The 14,970-nt window shown below is 69.4% G+C and carries 15 protein-coding genes; 12 read left to right on the top strand and 3 right to left on the bottom strand.

All coding sequences use genetic code 11. The features are described from left to right. Nucleotides 1-75 precede the first annotated feature (75 nt). From OG917_RS02185 to OG917_RS02220, 8 genes are all read left to right on the top strand, one after another. Nucleotides 76-912 (top strand): EamA family transporter, encoded by an 837-nt coding sequence (locus OG917_RS02185; RefSeq protein WP_328315777.1) that lies wholly within the window; start codon nucleotides 76-78, stop codon nucleotides 910-912. A gap of 54 nt (nucleotides 913-966) precedes the next feature. Next, nucleotides 967-1,614 (top strand): FMN-binding negative transcriptional regulator, encoded by a 648-nt coding sequence (locus OG917_RS02190; RefSeq protein WP_328315778.1) that lies wholly within the window; start codon nucleotides 967-969, stop codon nucleotides 1,612-1,614. 318 nt (nucleotides 1,615-1,932) lie between these two features. Beyond that, nucleotides 1,933-3,099: an alanine--tRNA ligase-related protein gene (locus OG917_RS02195; RefSeq protein ID WP_328315779.1), complete on the top strand. Its 1,167-nt coding sequence runs from the start codon at nucleotides 1,933-1,935 to the stop codon at nucleotides 3,097-3,099. Nucleotides 3,100-3,458: 359 nt separating this feature from the next. Further along, the gene (locus tag OG917_RS02200; protein ID WP_328315780.1) at nucleotides 3,459-4,886 is read left to right on the top strand and encodes a lipase maturation factor family protein; all 1,428 of its coding nucleotides are present in this window, start codon (nucleotides 3,459-3,461) and stop codon (nucleotides 4,884-4,886) included. A 147-nt stretch (nucleotides 4,887-5,033) separates the two neighbouring features. Next, nucleotides 5,034-5,768: a S1 family peptidase gene (locus OG917_RS02205; RefSeq protein ID WP_328315781.1), complete on the top strand. Its 735-nt coding sequence runs from the start codon at nucleotides 5,034-5,036 to the stop codon at nucleotides 5,766-5,768. 204 nt (nucleotides 5,769-5,972) lie between these two features. Continuing rightward, on the top strand, nucleotides 5,973-6,545 hold the full coding sequence (locus tag OG917_RS02210; protein WP_328315782.1) for a dihydrofolate reductase family protein: 573 nt from the start codon (nucleotides 5,973-5,975) through the stop codon (nucleotides 6,543-6,545). A 176-nt stretch (nucleotides 6,546-6,721) separates the two neighbouring features. Further along, complete coding sequence (locus tag OG917_RS02215) at nucleotides 6,722-7,168, top strand: MarR family winged helix-turn-helix transcriptional regulator (protein WP_328315783.1); 447 nt, start codon at nucleotides 6,722-6,724, stop codon at nucleotides 7,166-7,168. Nucleotides 7,169-7,299: 131 nt separating this feature from the next. Beyond that, nucleotides 7,300-7,857, top strand: coding sequence for a cysteine hydrolase family protein (locus OG917_RS02220; protein ID WP_328315784.1), 558 nt, complete (start codon nucleotides 7,300-7,302; stop codon nucleotides 7,855-7,857). Between the two features lie 170 nt (nucleotides 7,858-8,027). On the opposite strand, the gene OG917_RS02225 is transcribed toward OG917_RS02220, so the two are convergent. The 3 genes from OG917_RS02225 to OG917_RS02235 form a co-directional block, all read right to left on the bottom strand. Beyond that, nucleotides 8,028-8,402, bottom strand: a complete 375-nt coding sequence (locus OG917_RS02225; RefSeq protein WP_328315785.1) for a VOC family protein — start codon at nucleotides 8,400-8,402, stop codon at nucleotides 8,028-8,030. An 82-nt stretch (nucleotides 8,403-8,484) separates the two neighbouring features. Then, entirely contained in the window at nucleotides 8,485-9,045 is a 561-nt protein-coding gene (locus OG917_RS02230; RefSeq protein ID WP_328315786.1) for an isochorismatase family protein, read from the bottom strand. 57 nt (nucleotides 9,046-9,102) lie between these two features. Next, the gene (locus OG917_RS02235) at nucleotides 9,103-10,062 is read right to left on the bottom strand and encodes a LysR family transcriptional regulator (RefSeq protein ID WP_328315787.1); all 960 of its coding nucleotides are present in this window, start codon (nucleotides 10,060-10,062) and stop codon (nucleotides 9,103-9,105) included. Between the two features lie 92 nt (nucleotides 10,063-10,154). Between OG917_RS02235 and OG917_RS02240 the strand changes: the two genes are divergently transcribed. From OG917_RS02240 to OG917_RS02255, 4 genes are all read left to right on the top strand, one after another. Beyond that, nucleotides 10,155-11,000 carry an alpha/beta fold hydrolase gene (locus OG917_RS02240; RefSeq protein WP_328315788.1) on the top strand — a complete coding sequence of 282 codons (846 nt, stop codon included), beginning with the start codon at nucleotides 10,155-10,157 and terminating at the stop codon, nucleotides 10,998-11,000. 743 nt (nucleotides 11,001-11,743) lie between these two features. After that, on the top strand, nucleotides 11,744-12,358 hold the full coding sequence (locus OG917_RS02245) for a GNAT family N-acetyltransferase (RefSeq protein ID WP_328315789.1): 615 nt from the start codon (nucleotides 11,744-11,746) through the stop codon (nucleotides 12,356-12,358). A gap of 169 nt (nucleotides 12,359-12,527) precedes the next feature. Then, nucleotides 12,528-13,535 carry a hypothetical protein gene (locus tag OG917_RS02250; protein ID WP_328315790.1) on the top strand — a complete coding sequence of 336 codons (1,008 nt, stop codon included), beginning with the start codon at nucleotides 12,528-12,530 and terminating at the stop codon, nucleotides 13,533-13,535. Further along, the gene (locus OG917_RS02255; RefSeq protein WP_328315791.1) at nucleotides 13,532-14,911 is read left to right on the top strand and encodes an MFS transporter; all 1,380 of its coding nucleotides are present in this window, start codon (nucleotides 13,532-13,534) and stop codon (nucleotides 14,909-14,911) included. Before OG917_RS02250 ends, OG917_RS02255 begins: the two co-directional genes overlap by 4 nt. The last annotated feature ends 59 nt before the right edge of the window (nucleotides 14,912-14,970 follow it).

Raw genomic sequence — 14,970 nt, forward strand, 5'->3', positions numbered from 1 at the left:
ACAGGCGCCGGTCGGAACATTGTACTGTTTGGTCGTTCCATCGAGACAGCGAGGGAGAGGAGTGAGGGAATTACCGTGCTCGCTCTGCTATTGGCCCTGGCCAGCTCACTGACCTATGGATGCGCCGACTTCCTCGGCGGCCTCGGCTCCCGCAAGGCCCACGTACTGCGTACCGTGATGATCGCCGCCCCGGCCTCACTCGCGGTCGAGTTGCTGTTGTGGCCGTTCCTCGGCGCTTCCTTCGACGCGCGGACCCTCACCTGGGGCGCCGCGTCCGGTGCTGCCTCGGCCGCCGCGTTCGCCATGCTCTACCGCACCCTGGCCATCGGCCCGATGAACGTGCTGTCCCCGGTCACCGCGCTGGTCTCTGCCGTGCTGCCGGTCGGTGTGGGTCTTCTGCAGGGCGAGCATCTCGGCCTGACAGGGATGCTGGGTCTGCCGCTCGCGCTGGTGGCAGTCGTGCTGGTCAGCGCCGGCCAGGGCGCGGGGGCGACGCGCCCGTCGCGTACCGCACTGCTGCTGGCTCTCGGCGCGGGCGCCGCGATCGCCCTGCAACTGGTCTTCCTGCACCAGACACCCGCCGACAGCGGTGTCGGCCCGCTGATCGTCGGCCGGACGGTGTCATCCGCTGTCACCCTGACCGCGGCCGCGTTGTTCCGCCGCCGCCTGGGTTCCGAGAAGCCCGCCTACGCGCTCTCGGCCTCCGCCGGCGTGCTGGACTCGGTGGCGAACCTGCTGTTCCTCCTCGCCGCCCGCAGCGGGGACCTCGCCGTCGTCGCCGTCATCACGGCCCTCTACCCGGCCGGCACCGTCCTGCTCGCCCGCAGCGTGCTCGGAGAACGTCTCCACCGCGGTCAGCTCGTCGGTCTGGGAGCCGCCGCCGTCGCCGTAAGCCTCCTGGCCCTGGCCTGACACCCCATTCGCCCGCCACCCTCGTCCCCAGCACCGACTCACTAGGAGACCAGCATGTTCGTCCAACCCTGGGATGCCGGCCTGGACGAGGCCGAATGGCAGACCTGGATCGCCGAAGGGCATGACTTCGGACAGCTGAGCGTCAACGGCCCGGCGGGCGGGCCGCCCCTCGTCGTCCCCACCCACTTCAGCAGCGACGGCGGCGATCTGCTGATCCACCTCGCCCGCCCCAACCCTGTCTGGGAGGCGATCGAGCGCGACCCGAACGTCACCTTCACCATCATCGGCGACTACGCCTTCATTCCCGCCCCCTGGCGCGCCGCGCCCGGCACCGAGCCCACCGACGGCGTCCCCACCAGCTACTACGCGGCCGTGCAGTTCACCTGCACCGCCCACCTGGTCGACGCCCCGGAGGCCAAGGCAGAACTGCTGCGCCGCCAGCTCGCCCACTTCCAGCCGGACGGGGATCACGCCACCGTCGCAGTCGGCCAACCGCCGTACGGCCGGATGCTGTCCGGGATCCGCGGCCTGCGCCTGCACGTCACCGGCGTACGGGCGAAATTCAAGTACGACGACCACAAGCCCGTCGAACTGCGCACCGCGGCGGCCGACCGCCTCACCGAACGCGGTCAGGGTCTCGACGTTCCCGCCGCGGTCCAGCAGCGCCGGCGCCTGCGCCGGGTCGGACCCTGGAAGCTCTGATCACGCAGGCGCGTTGCGGGCGACCAGGACCGTCCCGTGCCGGGCCCGGGTCGGGCCGCCCGGCGGAAATTCGTGTGCCCCGGGGAGCCGCGACCGGTACGGTCGCCGTATGAACGTCACCGGCCAAAGCATCATCGCGACCGCGCGAGCGACCAGCTCGCCGGTTGCCGCCGCCTGACTTCCTTCCTTTCCCACCGGCGACCGGAGACGGTCCGTCGGTGGTTACGAGGCGTTCTCCTGCCTTCCTCTCGCCGGTGCGATTTTCGCGCGGTCCCGTTCTCCGGTGCCTCCCCCGCTATGACGCGAAGGAGCCACACCATGGACACGGAGCAGATCGTCCGCACGTTCGTCGAGTACTTCGAGGAGCGCGGTCATCGCCGGATCTCCGGCTCGACACTGCTGCCACCGCCCGGCGACCCGGTGCTGTTCACCACGTCCGGGATGCATCCCCTCACGCCGTACCTGGAGGGCAGCCCCCATCCGCTGGGCAGACGGCTGGTCAATGTGCAGCGCTGTCTGCGCACCACGGACCTGCGGGAGGTCGGCGATGCCACCCACCTGACCGTCTTCGAGATGCTCGGCACCTGGTCACTGGGTGACTACGAGGGTCCGTCGAGTCTGGACTGGGGGTACCGGCTGCTCACAGAAGGGCTGGGGATCGATCCGAGGCTGCTGCACGCCACTGTCCACGGCGGCGACGACCGGACAGGAGAGGACACCGCCTCCCTCCGGCTGTGGCAGGACCTCGGCGTTCCCGTGGAGCTCACCGTGGAGGACAACTGGTGGTCCAACGGGCCGACCGGCCCGTGCGGCCCCGACTCGGAGATCTTCCTCTGGAGCGGCGACACACCACCGCGGTCGACACCTACCCGCGACGACCGCTGGGTGGAGGTGTGGAACCACGTGATGATGCGCTACCGACGCCTCGATGACGGCTCGCTCGTCCCGCTGCCGCAGCGCAACATCGACACCGGGCTCGGCCTGGAGCGGCTGGCCTCGCTGCTCCAGGGGAAATCGTCCGTGTACGAGTGCGACCTCTTCGACCCCTGGCGCCATCTCGTGCCGACGCTGTGGACACTCGACGAACAGTCCCTGCGACTGGCCTGCGACCATCTGCGCTCCGCCATCGTGGTACTCGGCGACGGGGTGCGCCCGGCCGCCACCGGACGGGGTTACGTGCTGCGCCGGCTGGTGCGACGGGTGCTCACCGTGCTGTGGCGGGACGACCCGTCGCGCGGTCTGGGCGACCTGCCGGAGGAGTTGGTCTCGCACACACTGGACCACTTCCGACAGGAACGGGACTCCGACGAGGTACGCCGGTTCCTGATCGATGAGGAGAACCGGTTCAGGACGCTCCTCGAACGCGGCCGTCGCGTGCTTTCCAGGCCCCGGTTCCAAGGCCCTCTGGGAGAGGAGGACTTCCACTACCTCCACGACACCCACGGCCTGCCGCGCGACTTGGTCATGAGCCTGCGCCAGGAGTGACGACACGGGGGGAGCGAACGCGCATCAGCGTCGAGGGCTGAGCGATCGGCCCCGTCCGCCTCTCCTCCGCCAGGGTGGCGATGGAGGAGAGGGGGACGGTGGCGGCCGGTACGGGGGCGGCGCGATCGCGCGGCTGACCGGGCGGCCGCATCGCCTCCGGACCACGGGCGCTCCGTGGGTACCAGGACCGCCCCCATGGCCGCGGTGAGGTGCGCACTCCCCCGTACTGCTGCACCGTGGGACCAGGTATCCCGGTCGGATCGGGCGCGCGAAGGAGCGGGGAGAAGTGTGGCGTCCGGGTTCCCGCACGGGCCCGCGCATATCCGAGCCATGAGGTGATTCTGCCCCGGGAGGCCGCTGTGGAGTGGTTCACGGAGAGCGGATACTGGCTGGGCCGGCTGGTCTTCCAACGGGGCCTGGCCGCGCTGTATCTGGTGGCCTTCCTGAGTTCGGCCAACCAGTTCAGAGCCCTGATCGGTGAGCACGGGCTGCTCCCGGCGCCGCGCTTCATCGCCTCGGTGCCGTTCCGTAAGTCACCCAGCGTCTTCCAGTTGCATTACTCCGACCGTTTCTTCGCGATGGTCGCCTGGTCGGGTGTGGTGCTCTCCGCGGCCCTCGTGGCCGGGGCCGGCGACCGGGTTCCCCTGTGGGCGTCCGTGCTGGTGTGGGCCCTGCTGTGGGTGCTGTATCTGTCGATCGTGAATGTGGGGCAGGTGTGGTACGGCTTCATGTGGGAGTCGCTGCTGTTGGAGGCAGGATTCCTGGCGGTCTTCCTGGGAAATGAGGAGACGGCGCCGCCGGTCCTCACCCTGTGGCTGCTGCGCTGGTTGTTGTTCCGCCTGGAGTTCGGCGCCGGCCTGATCAAACTGCGGGGCGATTCCTGCTGGCGTGATCTGACCTGCCTGTACTACCACCACGAGACCCAGCCGATGCCGGGCCCGCTCAGCTGGTTCTTCCACAACCTCCCCAGAAGGCTGCACCGGATGGAGACCGCCGCGAACCACTTCGCGCAGCTGGGAGCCCCGGTGGCGCTGTTCGCCCCGCAACCGGTCGCGAGCGTGGCTGCCGGCGTCATCCTCCTCACGCAGCTGTGGCTCGTGGCATCGGGGAACTTCGCCTGGCTCAACTTCCTGACCATCCTCCTCGCCGTGACCGCGATCGACGGATCGCGGGCCGCCGACGTGCTGTCGCTGCACGGGCCTGTACCCCTCGCCGCTCCGCCCGTGTGGTTCGAGGGCCTCGTCCTCGCGGTCGTCGCCCTGGTGGCCGTACTCAGTTACTGGCCGGTCCGCAATCTGCTCTCGCGCCATCAGATGATGAACTACTCGTTCGGCTCTCTCCACCTGGTCAATACCTACGGCGCCTTCGGGAACATCAGCCGTACCCGCCACGAGATCGTGATCGAAGGCACCGATGAGAGGGCGATCACCGACACCACGCAGTGGAAGGAGTACGGTTTCAAGGCCAAACCCGGTGACGTCCGCCGTCTGGTCCCGCAGGTGGCGCCGTACCATCTTCGGCTCGACTGGCTCATGTGGTTCGCCGCCATCTCCCCCGCCTACGCGGACCCCTGGTTCAGGAGACTCCTCACCAAGCTCCTCGACAATGACCCGGCCGTGCTGAAACTCCTGCGGACCAACCCCTTCCCCGCATCGGCGCCCACGTACCTCCGTGCCCGTCTCTACCGCTACCGCTACACCGACCGGCGGGAACGGCGGGAGACCCGGGCCTGGTGGCACCGCACTCCGGCAGGCGATTACGTCTCCCCGGTCAGGAAGGCCGACTGACCGCGACCGGCAGGCCATTCCGCATCCGAAGGAAGCAGCTCCCTCACCAACTCCCCACTCCGGCAGACCAGGTTCGGAACCTTTCGTCCGCACAGGGCATCTCACCACGTGTACGACCGAATGCCCCGATGAGAGGAACTGATCCGGATGCTGCACCGGGTTCGTCCACTGCTGCTGACCGCCCTGCTGCTGGTGACGGGAGGAGTGGTGTCGTCCGCGCCGGCCTACGCCGTGATCGGCGGTTCGAAGAGCACCTACGCCCCGTGGGCGGTGCGCATGCTCGTCGACGGCAAACCGGTCTGCACCGGGACGGCGGTCACACGTCAGTGGATCATCAGCGCCTCGCACTGCTTCTTCGAGCAGGCACAGCCGGTCGCCGACAAGCGGATCTCGTTCCGGGTCGGCAACCTCGACATGCGGAAGGGCACCACCGTCCGCCCGCTGCCCGGCCGGCGCGCGGGAAGCGCGCACGCCGACATGATGCTGATCAAAGTCCCGCCGATGAAGGTCCGCACAGCACGCCTGGCCACGGCACATGTCCACCCCGGCCTGATCCTGCGGCAGTACGGCTGGGGCGCCACCTGCACCGGGGACGAGAACACCTGCCAGTCCCCCGTGCTCAAGCAGTCGGAACTGCGGGTCGTACGGCCGGACGACCCCCGGTGCTACGGCCACACCGCCCCGGGCGCCACGGACTTCTGCATGGAGAAGGTCTCCGGGATTCCTGCAGGCGGCGACTCCGGCGGCCCGGTCATGAGCATCGCCCCACGCGGGACCGAGACCCTCCTCGGCGTCTTCGACGGGTCCGACCGGGAGAAGATCGCCGAGGCCGGGGAGATCCGCCAGCAACTCGCCTGGATCCGGTCGGTGACCCGGCGATAACGCGCAGCACGAGCACCCGTGACCGATTGATGTCCCCCCTGTTCGTGAGGGACACGGAGAGCGCAGATGCCGTCTGGGAGCGGTGGCTGAGCGGGCTCTTCGGCTACCATCCGCACCGGCCCGCCCGGCGACCGGATGCCCGGATCGCAGCACCGGCAGCGCGGGAAACAGCCGAAGACCGACACCCCACGGCAAGGAAGACTCATGCGTACGCTGATCAGCACCGCCTTCATCTCGCTCGACGGTGTGGTGGAGGCCCCTGGCGGTGAGCCCGGGTACCGCAACTCCGGATGGACGTTCAAGGAGGTCGAGTTCGCCCCCGAGGCATTCGAGATCAAGGGGCGGGAACAGCAGGAGGCCACCGCGATCCTCATGGGCCGGGTCAGCTACGAGGCGTTCAGCCCGGTGTGGCCGGGCATGGAGGAGTTCGCCGGCTACAGGACGATGCCGAAGTACGTCGTCTCCACCACCCTCACCGACGCGGACCTGGTCCCGGACTGGGGTGAGACCACGATCCTGCGCTCACTCGACGAGGTCGCCACCCTGAAGGAGACCGAGGGCGGCCCGATCATCGTCCACGGCAGCGTCTCCCTCAACCACGGTCTCTCGGACGCGGGCCTGATCGACCGCTACCACCTGCTCGTCCATCCGCTGCTGCTCGGCGCGGGCAAACGGTTGTTCAGTACCACGGACAAGGACACGCAGAAGCTGCGACTGGTCGAACATGAGGCCTACTCCAACGGCCTGCAGAAGAACGTCTTCGACGTCGTCCGCTGACGGAGATCCGGTCGCGCGGCGCACAGCTCCCACGGCTGTAGGACCTGGCCGCAGCCCTGCGCAGCGGCGGCGCCGCCGGCACCCGGCCCCGGCTCCCCGGCCGCACCAGAGCGGACCCCACCCAGGTGTACAGGTAAAACTGTACACCTGAGGCTGTGGGATCTACGGTGGAGGTCGTGCACGAGAACCCGGGCCCGTCGCCCTCAGCAGTCCAGGCTTCGCGAGAGATCCGTACGCTCATCAGCCGTCTGCGGCGCCGCATCCTGAATGCCGCCGAAACCGAGGACATCACTCTGGGACAGGCGTCGGTACTGACCCGCCTGTCCGGCGAACAGGGCGTCACGGCCAGTGAGCTCGCCTCGGCCGAGGGAGTGCGTCACCAGTCGATGACGGCGACAGTCGTCTCGCTGACCGCTCTGGGTCTGGTCGAACGGCGCTCCGACCCCGATGACGGGCGCCGCCTGCTGATCGCACTGACCGCGGAAGGCCACCGGCGTGTGGCGGAGGGCCGGCAGGCCCGGCAGGAATGGCTCGCCGGTGAGTTGCAGGAGAAGTGCACGGAAGAAGAACGGCGGGCTGTGATCGCGACCATGGCCGTACTGGAGCGCTTGACCCACGACTGATCAGGGAGCCGGGAGGCCGACGCATCCTTCACGGCCCGCCTCCTCACTCCTGTACGGCCCCTGCCGTTGCCGTGAGCACTCACCTCACCGCGTCCCCGACCGGCACCACAGCGGAACGAAAGGCACCCACCATGGCCCGCACCGCACTCCTCGCGATGGACCTTCAGCACAACCACCTCGACCACATGCCCGCCGACTACCTGCCCCACGCCGTGCACGCAATCGAGACGGCCCGCGCCGCCGGTGTCCCCGTCGTCCATGTGGCACTGCGGCTGCGTCCCGGACACATCGACGCTCACCCCCGCAACAAGACCTTCGGCGCCCTCCCGCCGCACTTGTTCACGGCAGACGACCGCGGCGCCGACATCCATCCGGACGTCGCGCCCGCCGAGGGTGAGATCGTCATCCACAAGAACCGGGTGAGCGCCTTCGCCGGTAACAACCTCCAGCAGATCCTGGCCGCTCAGGAGATCGACCACCTCGTCCTGGCCGGTATCGCCACGGGCGGCATCGTCCTGTCCACCGCCCTTCAGGCGGCCGACCTCGACTACCGGATCACTGTCCTGTCCGATGCCTGCGCAGACCCCAACCCCGCACTGCACGACACTCTTCTGAACGACCTCCTCGCCCGGCGTGCCGACGTCACCACCGTCGGGGAGTGGGCGCGCGCCCTCGACGCCCCTTCGTGAGCATGCGCAGCCTCGTGTCCGCGTGACGGCCCGGCCCGACAGGCACCGGCCCACGCCCCCTCATCGGACGGGCGTCTGCGGGCGGCGCGGGCCTCCCGCAGACGCGCTCCGGACGGACGCGGCCCACGCCGCCGGTCCCCTCACGCAGCAACTCTGCGGGAGGCACCGGTTCATACGGGCCGGATGAGGCAGAACGGGTGTCCCACCGGGTCCGCGTAGACCCGGAAGTTGCGCTGCCCGCCTTCGTCATCGAGGTCCAGGGCCTTCGCACCGAGGGCCAGGACCTCCTCCTCCCGTGCCTCCATGTCGTCCACGTCCAGATCGAGATGAAGCTGTTGGGAATGGTCGGCGCTCGGCCACGTGGGCGGGACATATCCCGGTGCGCGCTGGAATGAAAGGCGCTGGACAGTGCCGACGTGGAGGTCGACCCAGTCGGCGTCCGTATCGCCCCTGATCTCTCCTCCGAGCAACCCCGCGTAGAACGCGGCCAGTGCGTGGGGATCGGGACAGTCAAGGACGAGAGTCCGGATTGCTGCGATGGCCATGCGACCTCCTCAAGGTGGAATGGGATGGGTACCCCGAGCGCCCGCTCGCAATCGCTCCGTCCGGCAGTTGACCCCACCGCCCCTACCGTGTGAGCTGCTGAACCGCCGCGAAGTCGACTGCGGAGGCGGGCAGCACACGGATCCTGCGTCCCGGGAAGTCGAGGTGCCGGAAGATCTCGTTGTGGTGCGCGATCGACCGTTCCGGCGAGGCGTACGCGTCACCGTCGGGCCGGACGGATGTGGTGTGCCCGTGGGCAACCAGCACCAGGTCGTACTGGTGGCTCAGCGCCTGTCGCGTCGTGGTGTCGACACAGATCTCGGTTGCGAATCCGGTGACCACCACCTCGGTCACTCCGTGTGCCTTCAGGACCTTGTCGAGATCGGAGTCCAGGAAGCTGTCCGGGGTGGTCCTGTGGATGACAGCCTCGTCATCGGCAGGCGCGAGTTCCGGCACGACCTGCCGGCCCTCGGTCCCCCTTCCCGTCCCGGCGCCCTGGTCCTGAACCGTGATGACCGGCGCAGGGGCGGTCGTGGCTCGCTCGCGCAGCCGGGCGATCACCGCCACGGTCTCAGCGGCCCGGTGGGCGATGGCCACCGGCTCGTTCCGCATGTCGACGACAAGAATTGCGGAAGTGTGCGGCATGGGCTCACCGCAGTGGCCGCCCCTGAGGGTGGCGCGCGGCTTTCCCGCAGACCCGGTTCACGCCTGAACCGGCAGTGGCCCGCCTTCGCCGTGTGGGCCGAGCCGGCGGTCAAGTGCCGCGCCGGCGTCCGGACAGGTCGCGCGAACGACGTCGAGGAAGGCGTTCAGCACGGGGGAACGGTCCCGGACGCCGAAGGACAGCACCAGATCGGGCAGCACCGTACGCGGAGTCACCTCGCAGAACCATGTGCCGCGTCGCGGGGCCGACAGCATGCCGGAGGGCCCCAGCCCCACGCCCAACCCGCAGGCAGCGAGGCCGATGATGGTGTGGATGTCCCTCGCTACGGCCGCACCGGAGAGAGCCGGTGAGTCCTTTCCGAGCAGCTTGTGCAGACAGGCGATGACGGCCGGCTCGTCCTCGCCGGGCGCCACGATCAGCTGCTGGTGACGCAACTGGTCGGCGCTCACCGACGGCTGACCCGCGTAGGGGTGCCTGGTACTCACGACCGCGACCAAGTGGTCGTGTCCGATCGGCACCGACACCACATGTTCGGCCCCTGCTCCCCGCGGCCGGCCCAGGGTGATCGCCACGTCCAGCTCACCGGCGACGAGCGCGGCTGTACTGCGGCTGGTCGCCATCTCGTGCAACTCCATTCGCACATCGGGCCGCTCGCGGCCGAACCGGCCGATCACGTCCGGCAGGGGTTCGAGGAGCGCCGAGCCTATGAACCCCATACGCAGTCGGCCGGTCTCGCCACGTGCGGCCCTGGCCGCGTCGACCGGGGCCGCCGTCATCTCGTCGAGCGCCTTGCGCGCCCGGGCGAGGAAAGCCGCACCCGCCGCCGTCGGGAACACACCCTGGCGGGTGCGGTCGAACAGCCGGGACCCCACCTCACGTTCGAGGTCGGCGATCTGTTTGGACAGCGGCGGCTGCGCGATGCCCAGGGCGCCTGCCGCCCGTCCGAAGTGTTCGTGCTCGGCGAGGGCCAGGGCGTACCGAAGGTGCCGTGCCTCCATGTCAGCCTCCCGGCCATATCTCCTGAGTATCGCGGGACAGCTTTCCAGATCTGGCGCTGGAATGCCGGGCCGGGGTCACGTGGAATGCGGTCATGACAGAACTCTCCTCCGCCGACACTGTATTCGTCCTGGTCCACGGGGCCTGGCACAGCTCCGGACAGTGGGCGGCCACGCAGCGCGCGCTCGCCGGACTCGGGGCCGCGAGTGTGGCCGTCGACCTGCCAGGGCACGGCTTCGGTGCACCACTGCCCAGTGGGTACCTGCTGCCCGGCCAGCCTGGTCTGCTGACCGAGAAATCCCCGCTCGCCTCGGTGACGATGGCTCACTGCGCGGAGAATGTGGTGCACACACTGCGCCAGGTCCGCCGGTACCGCCGTGTCGTGCTCGTCTCGCACAGCGCGGGCGGCGGCCCCGCATCCCTGGCCGCCGAGAGGGCGCCCGAGCTTGTCGACGCCCTCCTCTACCTGACGGCCTTCGTCCCGGCGGGACGGCCCCGGTTCTCCGACTACCTCGGCTCACCCGAGAACGCCACCGCACACGGTGGGAGCCTCGCCGTCGGTGACCCCGAGGTGCTGGGTGCCATACGGATCAACCCCCTCTCGACGGACCCCGCATACGTCGAGGAACTGCGGCAGACCCACTACCACGACACTCCACCGGACCACTTCGACCGCTGGCGCTCGGCACTGAGCACAGATCTGCCGCTGGCGATCGCGACCACCCCGGTCGGTGTGACCGCGCCGCGGTGGGGCCGGATACCACGGACCTTCGTGCGCTGCGCCGCCGACCGGGCCCTGCCCCCCGCCGTGCAGGATCTGATGATCGCGGAAGCGGACCGGGCCATGCCCGGCCGTCGGTTCGCCGTGCGTACGCTTCCGGGCAGTCACAGCCCGTTCGCCGCCCGGCCCAGCGACCTCGCGGCGGCTCTGCTGTCCTGAGCAGCGTGTGACGTGGGCCGGGCCGGAAGCGCTCAGTACGAGTTTCGCGGTCCTGGTGAACCAACTGGTGTCGGGTAGAGCCCCAGAGGCCGCCCGGGTTCGCCCTGACGGTGTGTGCGGTTGGAAAACACCGATGTCGAAGGGCGGTCGAGGCCGACGGGTGGGACGGAACGGGACTGGCCGGCCCGGGCGATGAACTTTTCCGCCGACTCTGGCATCGGATCCTGTGATGCGAAAAACGCAAGGAGACGTCATCCAGAGCCAGGAAGCAGAAGTTGACGAGCCGTTCCACACGTCGTGCGGCAGTCGGCGCGGGCGCGGGGCGGTGGGTGCCGGGGGCCCCGGGCAGGGAGCGGAGGCGAGTGGCTGCCGTGCGCCCGGACGCGGTCGGGAGAACACACCCCGCGACACACCCGCCCGGCGCTGTCGGCCGACTGACCGGCTGATCAATGGAACCATCGCCACCCGGCTGCCGTCCTCCCAGACGGAACCCGGCGATCCCGGTCTCCCCCCGCCCGGCTTCCGGCATCCCTACAGGTGACCTGCCAGTTCCCCGGCACTCCGGAAGCCAGGCGCTCCTGCCGTCAGCACCAGCCAGCGCCCCAACCCGGCCCTCTCGTACGGGGATCGGGACCACCCCGGCGTCGCCCTTCCCACTGTACGGACCGCGCCACGCAGTCCCGCGCTGCCCGCCGCGGCCACAGTGCCGCCCGTCCATGACACGAACCAACTCAGGTGAACCCATGCCTTCTTCCGACACCCTCGACGCCATCGAAACCGCCGAAACCATCGACGACATACGCTCACGCTTCTTTCCCGTGCGGCTGCCGGGCGCGGGCAGCGGAGTCGGCCGGTGCGTCGACGAAGTGACGTTCCGGGAAGCGGTCGGTCAGATCTACGCGTCCGTCTTCCCGGACCGGGACGCCTACCCCTACCGCCCCAAGTCGGAGGAGCTGGTCACGCAGTACCGGACGCTCCACCAGGAGCGGATCCTCATGGAGGACGGTGAGGGAAATCTGATGGGTTGGCTGAAGGGCCGGATGGCGGACCCCGACACCTTCTACCTGGGCACGAGCGGAATGCTGCCCGAGTACCGCGCACAGCGCGTCGCCGCTCTCTGTTACGTCAAGCTGCTGGAATACCTGCGGGCACTCGGCTACGAGCGTGTGACGTCCGAGCACCACCCGAGCAACCGCACGGCGATGATCTTCCAGCTCAAGCACGGATTCAGTATCGAGGGCATGAGTCTGGACGAACGCTGGGGACCGATGGTCAAGATGGTGCGCTTCTTCGACAAGGACCGCCAGGACGAGTTCGACCGGCGCTTCGGCTTCGAGCAGTACCCGAAGGGCGTCTGACGCGCTCTTCGCCCACGCGCCGCACACCGCGGGCGGCGCCCGGTCCCCGACAGGACACCTGCCACCACCACCCGTGGGCGGGCGGCGCCTCCATACCGGAGGCGCGGCCCCGGCGTGTCCGGTACCGGGTACCGCCCGCGCCCCCCACTCAGCGACCCGATGAGGAAGCGTGCACATCACCTACCTGCTCGCCACCGGCAGCAACGCGCTCTACGACGGAAAGTACAGCCAGCGCGGGCGATACCACACCTACGGCCAGCAGAGCTTTGTCCTCGACCTGATCAGGACCATGAGCAGAGCGGGCCACACCGTGCGGCTCATCGTCGACGCACCCTCCAGCTTCGCCCTGACCTCGACGTTCCGCAGCATGGACTCCGTCACCGTGGCGGAGGAGACCGATCCCTCCGGCAAGACCGACCTGATCCTCGTCGACGAGGTTCCCGACGAGATGCTGAGGGACTTCGACGAGCACATACCGGCGTTCAGGATCGTCCACCACGCCGGCCGCCACTCGTCCGACTACCTCGTCTCGCGCTGCACCCGCTTCCTCTGCATGACGGAGAACGCGCTGTCACTGCAGCGGAGTTACCTCCCCCCGGACCAGGCAGTCCTCCTCCACCAGGGTGTCGACCTGGAGCGCTTCCCCGCAGTCCTCACCAGGAGCGGCGCGCGGCGACCCCGGGTCCTGCTCTACTGCCGGCTGGACTCCGGGCGCGAGCCTCTCCTCGGCCGGATCATCGAGAACATCGACCGCGAGGAGGTCCTCCTGTACGTGGCGGGCGACGGCCCCGGGTTCTGGGACGTGAGCGACCGCTTCGGCAGCGAGATCGTCCTCATCAACCACCTGCCGTGCCAGTCGATACCCCACCTGCTCGGAGAGATGGACGTGGCCATCTCGCTCGGCCGCGGTGCGATGGAGGCCATGGCGACGGGGATCCCGACCCTCTGCGCGGGGCACCACTACGCCGGCCCCGTCACTGCGGACAACATCGGCCCCCTCATGCGGTACAACCTCACCGGCGCCCACAGTGACCGCGACCCGGCTCTCGTCATGGCGGACATCCGCGAGGCGCTGGACAGCGACCGGCGGGACGTGCGGGCACTGGCGGAGGAGCGGCTGTCGGCCGACGCCTTCATGGAGGGTGTGTCCGGCCTGTACGCACAGATCGCCGGATGACGGGCGGGACAACGGACGGGACGGCGTACGGAACAGGCGGTGCGGCGCCGGGCAGTGCGGGCGGTGCGGCGCCGGGCGTACGCGCGCGGGGACTCCTCGCCTCCCGCAACCCACGGTTCTACTACGCCGGCTTGATCGTCTCCCAGACCGGCACCAACACCCAGCTCGTGGCGCTGGGGTGGTTCACCTACCGACTCAGCCACGACGCAGTCGTGCTCGGTGTCGTCACCGCGGCACCGATCTTCACGATGCTGCTGTTCAGCCAGGTGGGCGGTCTGGCTGCCGACCGCTTCCCGCCACGCCGGGTGCTGCTCTGCACCCACACCCTGCTCGCTCTGGCGGCCCTGCTGCTGGGCCTGTTGGCACACAGTGGCTCGCTCGCGGTGTGGCACCTCGTGGTCAGCGCGCTCTGCGTCGGCAGTATCAACGCGATGGGGCTGCCGACGGAGCAGGTCTTCGTCTCGGAAGTCGCGGGCGATGCCCTGCTCAGGCAGGCGGTCACCCTCAACAACGTGATCCTCAACCTGTCGTTGGTCGTCGGCTCGGCCGTGGCGGGCCCCCTCATGGGGGCGGTGGGCCTGGGCGGGGTGGTCCTGCTGAACGGGCTCTCGTACCTGACGATGCTCACCGCGCTCCTGCTCATCCGCCCGGCGCAGCTCCACGTCCGTCCGCGGCGGACGGTGGGGCGCCCCCGGGTGCGCGGCGCCTGGGGTTATGTGCGGCACAGTCCCGGCCTCACACTCCTGCTGCTCGTCATCGGCACCGTCGGCCTCTTCGGTACGAGTCTCCCCTCGATGCTGCTCCTGCTGACGTCCAGTGAACTCGCGGGGCAGGCAGGGTCGTACGGCATTCTGCTCGCCGTCATCTCCGTCGGCTCCCTCATCGGGGCCTGGCTGACCTGGCGCACCAAGGTCGTGCTGGGCACAGTGCTGGTGGGCACTCTCCTGCTCGGGATTCTCGAACTCGTCACCGCGGCCATGCCGACCCTGCTGACCCTCGGCATGGTGCTGCTGCCGGTGGGAGTCGTCTCGCTCGTCCTGCGGGCGGGGCTGCTCAGCCTGGCACAGCTCCAGACGCTGCCGGAGTTCCGCGGCCGGGTGATGGCGATCTTCCAACTCGTCTACCGCTCGGGCTGGTTCCTCGGCACCCTGGCCGCGAGCTGGATGGCGCAGACGTGGGGCCCCCGTCCGGCGATCGCGTGGGGCGGTGCTGCGGTGACGCTCGCCGTCGCGGCGATCGTCGTGGTGATGACGGTGTTCCGCGCGATGTCGGTGTCGATGGTCAAACGGCGCGTCCCGCGCGTCAGCATCGCGCTCGCGCCGGACCCCGAGGGCCGTCACCGGCGTCCGCCGCGCCACCTGGCCGCAGATTCCTGAGCGCGGCACGGAGGTACGGGGTGGCGTGCGACCGGGCGGTCGAGCCGGCGGCACGGCTG

It is taken from the genome of Streptomyces sp. NBC_00388 (genome assembly GCF_036061255.1).
Taxonomy (GTDB): domain Bacteria; phylum Actinomycetota; class Actinomycetes; order Streptomycetales; family Streptomycetaceae; genus Streptomyces.

Excerpts from the sequence above, each read along its gene's own strand:
- OG917_RS02190 (WP_328315778.1), top strand. The coding sequence starts at position 967 with ATGTTCGTCCAACCCTGGGATGCCGGCCTGGACGAGGCCGAATGGCAG.
- OG917_RS02195 (WP_328315779.1), top strand. The coding sequence starts at position 1,933 with ATGGACACGGAGCAGATCGTCCGCACGTTCGTCGAGTACTTCGAGGAG.
- OG917_RS02205 (WP_328315781.1), top strand. The coding sequence starts at position 5,034 with ATGCTGCACCGGGTTCGTCCACTGCTGCTGACCGCCCTGCTGCTGGTG.
- OG917_RS02210 (WP_328315782.1), top strand. The coding sequence starts at position 5,973 with ATGCGTACGCTGATCAGCACCGCCTTCATCTCGCTCGACGGTGTGGTG.
- OG917_RS02220 (WP_328315784.1), top strand. The coding sequence starts at position 7,300 with ATGGCCCGCACCGCACTCCTCGCGATGGACCTTCAGCACAACCACCTC.
- OG917_RS02225 (WP_328315785.1), bottom strand. The coding sequence starts at position 8,402 with ATGGCCATCGCAGCAATCCGGACTCTCGTCCTTGACTGTCCCGATCCC.
- OG917_RS02230 (WP_328315786.1), bottom strand. The coding sequence starts at position 9,045 with ATGCCGCACACTTCCGCAATTCTTGTCGTCGACATGCGGAACGAGCCG.
- OG917_RS02235 (WP_328315787.1), bottom strand. The coding sequence starts at position 10,062 with ATGGAGGCACGGCACCTTCGGTACGCCCTGGCCCTCGCCGAGCACGAA.
- OG917_RS02240 (WP_328315788.1), top strand. The coding sequence starts at position 10,155 with ATGACAGAACTCTCCTCCGCCGACACTGTATTCGTCCTGGTCCACGGG.
- OG917_RS02245 (WP_328315789.1), top strand. The coding sequence starts at position 11,744 with ATGCCTTCTTCCGACACCCTCGACGCCATCGAAACCGCCGAAACCATC.
- OG917_RS02255 (WP_328315791.1), top strand. The coding sequence starts at position 13,532 with ATGACGGGCGGGACAACGGACGGGACGGCGTACGGAACAGGCGGTGCG.